5 protein-coding genes are annotated in these 10,340 nt (G+C 43.6%); 2 read left to right on the top strand and 3 right to left on the bottom strand.

Annotated features, from left to right (window positions below; translation table 11 throughout):
• Positions 1-318 precede the first annotated feature (318 nt).
• Positions 319-3,582, bottom strand: a complete 3,264-nt coding sequence (locus A4S05_RS34650) for an alpha-mannosidase (protein WP_069074297.1) — start codon at positions 3,580-3,582, stop codon at positions 319-321.
• An 87-nt stretch (positions 3,583-3,669) separates the two neighbouring features.
• Between A4S05_RS34650 and A4S05_RS42330 the strand changes: the two genes are divergently transcribed.
• Together A4S05_RS42330 and A4S05_RS34635 are read left to right on the top strand one after the other, a co-directional pair.
• On the top strand, positions 3,670-5,487 hold the full coding sequence (locus A4S05_RS42330; protein WP_176727195.1) for a hypothetical protein: 1,818 nt from the start codon (positions 3,670-3,672) through the stop codon (positions 5,485-5,487).
• A 415-nt stretch (positions 5,488-5,902) separates the two neighbouring features.
• Positions 5,903-6,199, top strand: a complete 297-nt coding sequence (locus tag A4S05_RS34635; RefSeq protein WP_069074296.1) for a hypothetical protein — start codon at positions 5,903-5,905, stop codon at positions 6,197-6,199.
• Positions 6,200-6,203: 4 nt separating this feature from the next.
• Here the strand turns inward: A4S05_RS34635 and A4S05_RS34630 are convergent, their stop codons facing one another.
• A complete protein-coding gene (locus tag A4S05_RS34630; RefSeq protein ID WP_069074295.1) occupies positions 6,204-7,094 on the bottom strand; it encodes a lysophospholipid acyltransferase family protein in 891 nt (296 codons plus the stop codon).
• 487 nt (positions 7,095-7,581) lie between these two features.
• A partial coding sequence (locus A4S05_RS34625; RefSeq protein WP_141699891.1) for a cadherin-like domain-containing protein occupies positions 7,582-10,340 on the bottom strand: 2,759 nt, incomplete at its 5' end.

The raw sequence follows: 10,340 nt of genomic DNA, 5'->3' as shown, positions 1-10,340 counted from the left end.
CCCCAATGCATCGCTACGGTGTACACACAAGTCCTAAAAACCTAGCTTGATAAGCATTTCCTCGTTCCCAGTCTCCGACTGGGAATGCATTCATTGAGTCTCTGACTCAATATCTGACTAGAGGCAGAGCCTCTAATCAGGCATTCCTATGCAGAGCATAGGAACGAGATAAACGAGAGAACAACGAGAAATTGATCTTCTTTTGACTTGTGTGTACACCGTAGCCTTTGCAAGGGGAGGGCTAGGGTGGGGTGAAACCTTTGAATCTTACTCCCCAACTCTAGTAGGGAAGGGGCTGGGGGTTAGGTTTGTATTGACTTATGCAAGACTGAAATTAATCGCTGGTATCACCTTGAAGCTGGCGATTTTCCAAGGCTGTATCGTCAAGATTTGTTGCCCAGATGAGAATTCAGTGGTAGAGGAACGCTCTAATAAATCTACTGTTTCTCCTAGATTCAACCCTAAATTACTTTGCAAAGATAACTCGGCTGTTTCTCCGTGACATTCATAACACCGCAGAATTAACTGCTGTGGGTCATCCTCTGATGGCTTCAAGGCCATCAAGATTAAATTTTCAGCGGATAAATCTAGGAAACTCACCCCTTTTATAGTGCTGTTAGCGGTAACGGGGCGTTGAGTCAGTGCTGAATTTTGAGTTGTGAGTGGATTTAATATCACTTGCAACGGGATATTCAATTCATAGCCACGCCGTACCGTATGGGCTGATTCCCAGCTACCAGCGTGAGGATACAAGGTATATGTGAACTCGTGAAAACCTCTGTCAGCCTGTGAGTCTGGCCAATTGGAACTGCGTAGCAGTGTCAAACGGAGTTGATTTGGCTTGCTGTCGTAACCGTATTTACAATCATTCAGTAAACTGACACCATAACGATTTTGGATTTTAGATTTTGGATTTTGGATTGTGTCTTCTGCTGTCAAATCAGCCCAACGCAAAGCGGGGACTTCCCATTTTGCTTGTTCTGCGGGGGTTTGCGGTTTAGTTGGGCGGCGAATCGCGCTACAGGGAATTTCATAAGTAGCAAAGTCTGCTTCGATATTTAGAGGAAAAGCAGCTTTCACTAATACATGATTTTCTTGCCAATTGACGGTAGTAGCTATCTTTAGCAGAGGTGAACCAGCTTGCAGAATATAGTCTTGGCAAAATTCCGATTCACCCAACTGACGCACCACGCGCACACGACTTTGCACTGGGCCTGGTTCTAACCACTGAATCGATTGAAGATTTGTTGAGGGTAAAGGATGTTGAGCATAATTGGGGTCGATATTCCAAGCATCCCAATATTGACCACTGTCTTTAAAAGCTTGTAGTTGATTCCCCGCCCCACTCAAAACTTCTCGTTGATAAGTTTTATCAAAAACACTTGATAAATCTCCCGTATCAGGATCTATAACAACTCGCAAGAATTCATTTTCTAAAATCCAGTCTGGGAGGAGTGGGGGAGATGAGGGAGATGGGGGAGATGGGGGAGAAAGCCAAAATATGCGGTAGCCTACGGGTGGAATTTCGCTGGCGAGAAATAATAGCGTTGATGGTTCAGAGAATTGGGAGACAAGCTGCTTTCCAGAAGTTTCGTAAATCTGCCATTCTTCTGGTGTGGGTAAAACTACAGAGACTACCTCAGAACGTTGCCAGTTGAGAGAATTGAAAACGAAAATAGGCAAACTATCGGGTTTTGGTGGTTCTGATAGGTTAATGTGAGATGCGATCGCTAAAAGTGATTCTTGTAATATCTTCGTTCCTACTTGTTCCACTTGCTGCCACTGGGGCAACGCATCTGTGTAAACTTGGGTAATTGAAGAACCAGGTAAAATATCGTGAAACTGTTGAAATAACACCTGCTTCCAAGCTGCTTCAATTTCTGCTTTGGGATATGTCACGCCACAGCTTACAGTTGCCAAGGTAGCAAATAGTTCAGTTTCATACAATAAATTTTCACAACGACGATTCCAACGTTTTTGATCTGCGTGGGTAGTGTAGCAACCGCGATGGAATTCTAAGTATAGTTCGTCATTCCAGGTGGGGCTTTGAATTTTGGATTTTGGATTTTGGATTTTGGATTGTGAAGTTAACTGACTACTAATCTTCTGTAAATACTTTTCAGCTGTCGTGAATTCTAAGTCTGGGAAGAAAGGTGACTTTTGCCAGCGTTGGGCGGTTTCTAACATATCACGGGTGGGGCCGCCGCCGTGGTCGCCGACACCGGGAAGCCAGAGGGATTCTGATAAACCAGTTTGAGTTTGCCATTCAAGAGCGTAGGATGCCATTTTAACTGGGTCTATAGCTTCACCGATGGGTGCAGACATCAAACTAAAGACTTCACTACCGTCAGGCGATCGCCACCAAAAAGCCCCATAATCAAATTTGGTAGTATCATTCCACCGCAACTTCTGCGTCACAAAATATTCAATTCCGGCATTCGCGAAAAACTGCGGTAAAGTTGCACAAAAACCAAAAGTATCTGGAACCCAGACTATAGCTGAAATCTTGCCAAATTTTTCTTGGATGTAGCGTTGACCATACAATAGCTGACGGACTATTGATTCACCAGAAATTAGGTTGAGTTCTGGTTCCACCCACATCCCGCCGACAACTTCCCAACGTCCGGCGGCTACCTGTGCTTGAATCGCTTGAAACAAATCCGGGCGATGTTCTTCAATCCACGCATAAAGTGCGGGAGTCGAATGACAGAAAATTAACTCAGGAAAATCTGCTTGTAACTTCAGAACCGATTCAAAAGTGTTTTGCGCTGCATTCCAAGTTTCACTCACAGGCCATAGCCATGCTAAATCTAAGTGAGCATGACCCAATAAGAAAATTTTAGATTTTGGATTTTGGACTTCGACTTCGCTCAGTCGAACGATTTTGGATTGAATTAAATTTTGGCGTAGAGATAAAAACGATTTTACTAACTCTTCCTTCTCCTCCGTGTCCTCTGCGCCTCTGGGGTTCGTAATCTCCGCCACCATCGTCGCCAAAACATCCAACTTTTCCGGCGCAAACTTTTCCAAATAAAGCTGCACCACAGCTAATTCATCAGCCACAAAGCCCGGATCGGGATTATCATCAACAGTAGACTCGTAAACTAGGAGCGATCGCACTAAAGCACCATCACAATGTCCCGGACTCACTAACCGCAAAGCCACAGTGAATTCTTCCCCTACCGTCACCCCCTGACTGAGAAGCACTCTCGGCGAACAATCAAATAAATCACCCTCCAGCACTAACTCCCCATTTACATAAATCTCAGCAGAATCCGCCCACCAAACCAGCGCCAGCCGCAAAGATAACCCAGCTAAGGAATAACCCTGTAAATCTTGGGGAACTACCAATCTTTGCACTAGCCATAGCACTTTTTTCCCCCCTGTCCAAGCGATATGTTCTTTAGCATTCAACTCGACAGGTTGCCAATGAGACAAATCAGCAGCTACAACATCAGTAATAATCAGGTCAGATTCCTGATACAGCCAAGTAGACTGAAGATTAACTTGACAAAAAGAGCGCAATTGCTCAATTGCTTGTGAGATGGATTTGGTTTGGGATTGAGAGACAGTCGGGGTCATATATTCGCTAAAATGAGGTGTTGGTCGTTTTTATTGTTTGGCGCGAGTCTCACAACTTAACAAGACTTGAACTAAAAAATTACTACTATGTCTTCTGGTTCCTCTGGACGTTATCAAAGCAGACTATTTAACTTTGTCCATCAGCAATCTCGGCGGGTGACACAACAGTGGGAACACACCTTTCGGCATTTGCAAGTTGCTACTAAGTGGGGTGTCGAGACACTACTTTATCCAGTGTATCTACTGTTTCAGTCATCGGAATCGTCTGGGAAAACGCTACACACTAAAGAACCACAAACTAGACTAAAGTTACAACCAAATGATACCGATTTCCAGCCAGAAACTCTGCCAAATGCTGATACTCCGATTCAAAATGTATTAGAGGCAGTCAATTATCTGTCATCAGATGAACCCGCTTCCACTCCTACGAAAACATCTGAACATTTCAATCTCTTGGCTTCATTGGGAGTTTTTCGGCTGAAATTCGTTAATCATGGCTCTAATATTACTCAATCATCAAATATTACAGAGAATCAAGCCGGAAGTCTCAATCCTTCACACTTGGAAAATGACCTTCAACAGCATCTTCCAATAGTGCGAGGAATTGCCACAAATTTGATGAATCGGAATTTAGTACTTGTTAGTGCCGATAATGAAATTTTAGATATTTTAACACCCCAACAGCAGACAAAATTAGAAGACCGAATTATTAACGAAGTTGCTAAGTATTGGCAGTCTTCTCTACAAGACGCTGCACGAAGGCGGTTGATTATCGCTAAAAAAGAAACGCAGCTATTACCACAAATTGACCATTTATTAGCAAAACTAACTGATGGAAATACAGCAAAAATTCCAGTTTTAGCTGAGAGGTTGTTTGAAAAGTTTTCTGCTGTGACTTTAAGCACTTTTAGATCCCCCCTAAAAAAGGGGGTAACCGGAATCAAAGTCCCCCTTAAAAAGGGGGATTTAGGGGGATCTAAAGTTTTTGATACCGACAAGAGGACTTTTCAAACATCCTCTGAGGGTATACCAAAAGATTTACTTAATACAGAGAAGTTATTAGCATTTTTAGATATAGCTGTTGCTAAGTTGGAATCAAATGCTTTCGTCCCAGCGCAAGAACGTAGTCAGGAAATTGTTCAAGTTGCTCAAACTCAGTTAAACATATTTCTTTATGGCAAAGAGCAATTAGCTGATAGGGGAGAAATTGCACCCAATGCTGATGGTTTGGAAACTCATACACTGAATCTTCAGGCTTTGATTGAGGCGGCGCTTAATTACTTTTTTGGTGTTGGTAGTAGAAAAACACTTGAGCCAACAACCAGTGATGAGAGATTACCAGGTAAGCTATTCTCATTACCCATTAGAAAAGCTTTATCCAAAAGCCCTCAATTAGAGAATCAGGATTTAACAGATGATCCTTGGCTAACGTGGAATGATTTATTTGGTAACACCGAAACCGTTGCTGAAAACTCGGTTACACTTTCTCAAAAGACAAATCCTGCTTTAGCATCAAGTTTATCCGTAGGGCATTTTCCACAAAAGAATTTGAGTGTAAAACAGCCTAAAGTCGGCTCTGGCTTAGTGCGAAGAAAACAAACAACTAATAATCTCGTTTCCAGTCAAAAAGCATCTGGAAAAGTCGCCTCTGCAAAACAAACCGAAGCTCGCATTTCTCAAACTAAAAGCGAGAATAGAAAAGGGGAAATTTTACAACAGCAATTTCACCAAAGTAGTCAAGTTGAAGCACAGCCAGACTGGATAGAAATTAAAGCAACTTCAAATGGGTATGAGAAGCATCCCTTAGAGCAAGTTCTAGAATGGCTTGATTATGTTATGCTCTGGCTAGAAGAGAAATTTGTAAATATTTTTCAGTCGTTGCGACAGCTATGGCAGGGAAAATAATACTAATTCGTAATTCGTAATTCGTAATTAAGACTCGTCAGATTTAATCTGGGTTTCCAGGTTTATATCTGTAGCCTAATTTTGGATAATTGCTATAAGCTGGTAGATATTTTTTAATAACCTATTATAATAGTAACAATTTTTCAATTTAAGGATAACTTTGATGTCTACAAGCCGTACACTCGTGACTTGTATTCATGAGTTAGGCGTTTTATGAAGAAGGGGAAGGGGGAAAGGGGAAGGGGGAAAGGTAAAAACCGTACTTCGTCCCGCGGCGCTAACGCCCGCAAGTGGCGCGACAATCATCATCCCTTTCCCCTTTCCCCTTTCCCCTTTAACCTTTTCCCTTTTATATTGAGCGTGACTTTTAGTCATGTGAGGTTCAATATCTATAATGTTATTGGTGGTTGTCTAAGTGAAAATTATTGTTTACTGTAAATACTTCAATTTCAAAAATCCATTAGATAAACCAAAAATTGAGACATTTGTGGTAAATGTGCCTCAAATCCCTAAGATAGGTGAAACAATTGTAGTCGAAAGAATTTCACCCCAAAAGCAGTTTGTAATTATCTTTGAGTACATTGTGACAGCAGTACAATTTAACGCTTCTAGGGAATCGGTTGATTCCGCAGATGCTCAAGTAAATGCATTTTTAAACCACTGTTGGGAGGGGACATCAAATTTCAAAGTTACAAACTTTTTAGAACAATAATCTATCACCACAATATATGATTGAGGAAATAACGTAACAGCTTTAATCCTGTTGGTTCTTGATAGTCAGTTGGCAACAAAGCCAGCATCGCATTCTGCAATTTTTCCAAAGCTAAGTCAACTTCTTGGCGTTTTGGCCTGGTTGTTTGGGCAAAGTGTAACGGTTCACCTACCCGAATTGTTAACTCTTTTCCCAAATAGAGGTCATGAGTTCCGATTAGCGCAACTGGAATAATTGGTACACCAGCCCGCAAGGCATAAATCACAGTCCCGCGCTTCAAGGGGAGATGCAATTGAGCCTCAGTAGTTCCTAGTCGTCCTTCGGGAAAGAGAATCATCCCATCCCCACGAGTCAAAATTGCCAGAATAATCCGGTCTATTTGTCGCAGTGTATGTATGTCTTCACCTGTGGGTACTGTCTGTTTAATTGCTGCGGCTAACTCAACTAAATCTTGCTTTCCTGCTTTAGCCGCTTCCATGACAGCAATTTCTTCTTTCCACACCCGTTCCAAAGGAATAACGCCCCCTGCAAAATCGAGAATGAAGCGTTTCCAGCACTTGTTATAGAGAGTACGAGCATCACCCAGGATGTAATAGTAAGGTTGGGTGGGAAGTTCGCCTAGGAGGAGTAAGGGATCGATGTGGTGGAGATGGTTGACAGACAAGATTGCAGCTTGCTGAGGTATTCTTTCGAGGTGTTCTACTCGTACCTTGAAAAAGGAATGGATGAGCGATCGCATTACAAAACGACGCAGCCCAGAGCTAGCTTTGGGTTCGGAATGCCCCTGATTAATAGCTTCTAGGCGATTGAGAGTTTTTTCGATAATTTGACGAACAGCGCGATCGCTAGCCGCCGCTACACCCTCTTTTACCCGCTTGATTGCGGCGGCTGTCAAAGGTGATAATGTTTCTGATTGTGTTCTATTTTCCTGCTGATGGCTAGATTCTGTATGAACTTCCGAAGTTACCCCATCAGCTAGGTCTTCTTGAACAGATTCGCTAGAAGAACTTTTGATAACACCCTCTTTGAATTCATAAACTAATCATAATTCTTGAGGTTATATCATTAACCAACCTACGGTTAGAAGTTGTGGAATTATTTCAGGATATTTTAAATACATGAGGGTAATCCAATTCCCTGTAATTCTTCCATAGCCAGAAGCTATTTTTATCTAAAACGGCAATTCATCCACTGTACTTTTTAGGTACGGTAGATGAATTGCAAGTGATTTGATAAGAGTTATCGCAATACTACTCGGTTAAGCATTTTGAACCCAAAGTTTGGTTTTGGGAAAGGGTTAAAAAGTAAGGGTTAAAGGTTTTTAATTTCCCTTTCCCCCTTCCCCTTTCCCCCTTAACCGACAAGTATTGAGAGTTATCGGACTATGCCTGCAACATAAAATCTGATGCCGTGAGAGTTGGCGCACCAGTTAAAGTTGCAAATAGACCACCACTGCCAAAACCAGCCGCGCTGCCATTTTGGTTGTAGAACAATTGCCCACTCACAGAATCGTAGACAATTTTTGCCGTGCTAGCCGCTGCTGAAGAAGTGATTTGAAAATCATTGGTATTACTGAAACCTGTTCCCGGAGCAGAAGCAATTGCACTAAAGGTAGTCTTATCCAGTACAATTTTGTCACCTTCAGAACTATTGAAATCAGCGATCGCATCAATACCAACAGCATTGCTGTTGTAAAGGAAAAAGTCAGCACCTACACCACCGATGAGAATATCATTGCCTCTGCCACCCACAAGAGTATCATTGCCTTCTCCACCGATGAGAATATCATCGCCTGAACCGCCCCGCAAAAGGTCATCGCCACTATTACCATTAATGATATCGTTACCCCCTTGACCATTAATTACATCATTGGAGTTATTAAAACCCGCAACGTTATTGTTAAGGTCATTGAGGAAAGTAACTGTGTTCTTGTTAAAGAGATTAGTTTGAGTGGAGTTGGCATTGAAGACATCAAAACTGTCAGTTACACTGGTTTGTCCATCAAACAGGATATTACCAGTTGTTGGTAAGTTATCCAGGTCTTCTAATTGGAAGTTTTGCAAGGTAACTTTCGTAGAAGCCGCATCCAAAAAAGTGAGTTCTAAGTTATCACCATTTTGAGTTAATTGCAGATTTCGGGCAGTTAAACCACTACCAATAAATTGCAACGTATCCAGTTGGCTAATCACATCTGCTGATGGATTTGAACCAATTCCTGTTCCAGTAAAATCGGCGATAGTGTCATTTCCATCACCAAGGCGGAAGACAAAAGTATCGTTGCCATTGCCACCGGAGATAGTATCGTTGCCCCCATTGCCAGCAATCGTGTCATTGCCATTGCCACCAAGCAACAAGTCATTGCCATTGCCGCCGGAGATGTTATCACTGCCGGCACCACCAGAGATGGTGTCGTCGCCTCCATTGCCAGCAATCGTATCGTTGCCGCCACCGCCAGAGATGTTATCGTTACCCTCACCAGCAGAGATGTTATCGTTGCCGGCACCGCCAGAGATATTAGCACCAACAGCGATCGCAACTCTAGCAGTACTAGTCAGGCTACCATCACTAATGGTGTAATTAAAATTGGCATCACCACTAAGCCCATTAATTGGGGTAAACACGATGAAATCATCTGTCGAGTTGCCCGGAGTGCCGTTATCATTCAGCACAGCAGTGCCGTTGGTTACACCACTAACCCCAGTAATGCTGAGGTTACTGCTATCGATGTCAGTATCATTAGCCAGCAGAGTAGTAGCAAGGATGGTGACAGCAGTATTAAAGCCAGTAGTCAGACTATCATTGACGGCAATGGGTGCATTGTTAACGGGCTTGACATTGAGGTTAAAAGTATTAGTAATGCTACCACCATTGTCGTCGCTGACAGTGAAAGTGAAGCTGTCAGTGCCGTTGAAGTTGGCATTGGGGGTGTAAATGAAGAAGTCGTCACTGGGGTTGTCTGGAGTGTTATTGTCGTTAAGTGACAATGTGCCGTTAGTGGGGCTAGTGAAGTCACTAATAGTTAAGGTATCGCCATCGATATCTGTGTATCTACGTAGAATATTACTAGCAAGGATGTTAACGGCGGTATCTTCATTAGTGGTAGCCGTAGTTTGAAAGCCAAAGACCACGTAGCTTGACCCTGCATAAAGCTGACCATTGGGGGAGGCACCTGATGCCCCGATAATCAAGTCATCGAAGCCGTCGCCGTTAATATCCCCCGCACTGCTGACGGAATCGCCTAAGTTGTCAAGCTCATCAATGCCGTTAATCACAAAGCCGTTACTGCCATCTAGGGATGAGAGGTTGATTTGGGCATCAAAGCCACTATTGCTGCCAAACACCACGTAGCTTGACCCAGTACTCTGACCGTTGGGGTCGGCAAAAGGTGCACCGATAATCAAGTCATCGAAGCCGTCGCCATTGATGTCCCCCGCACTGCTGACAGACCTGCCTGAGCCGTCATATCTATCAATGCCGTTAATCACAAAGCCGTTGCTGCCATCCAAGGATGAGAGGTTTATTTGGGCATCAAAGCCACTATTGCTGCCAAACACCACGTAGCTTGACCCCGCCCTAGACTGACCGTTGGGGTCGGCATGGTATGCCCCGATAATCAAGTCATCAAAGCCGTCGCCGTTGATGTCCCCCGCACTGCTGACAGAACGGCCTGAGTAGTCATCTGAGTCAATGCCGTTAATCACAAAGCCGTTGCTACCATCTAGGGACGAGAGATTGAGTTGGGCATCAAAGCCACTATTGCTGCCAAACACCACATAGCTTGACCCCGCCCTAAACTGACCGTTGGGGGAGGCATTTAGTGCACCGATAATCAAGTCGTCGAAGCCGTCGCCGTTGATGTCCCCCGCACTGCTGACAGAACGGCCTGAGTAGTCACTTGAGTCAACACCGTTAATCACAAAGCCGTTGCTACCATCTAGGGACGAGAGGTTGAATTGGGCATCAAAGCCACCATTGCTGCCAAACACCACGTAGCTTGACCCCGCCCTAAACTGACTGTTGGGGGAGGCAAAGCGTGCCCTGATAATCAGGTCATCGATGCCGTCGCCGTTGATATCCCCAGCACTGCTTACAGAAATGCCTGAGTCGTCACCCGCATCAATGCCGTTAATCACAAAGCCGT

The organism is Nostoc sp. KVJ20, from assembly GCF_001712795.1.
In the GTDB taxonomy this organism is placed as follows: Bacteria; Cyanobacteriota; Cyanobacteriia; order Cyanobacteriales; family Nostocaceae; genus Nostoc.
Note: the sequence above shows the minus strand (reverse complement) of the source record. Positions and strands in the feature narration are given on the sequence as shown.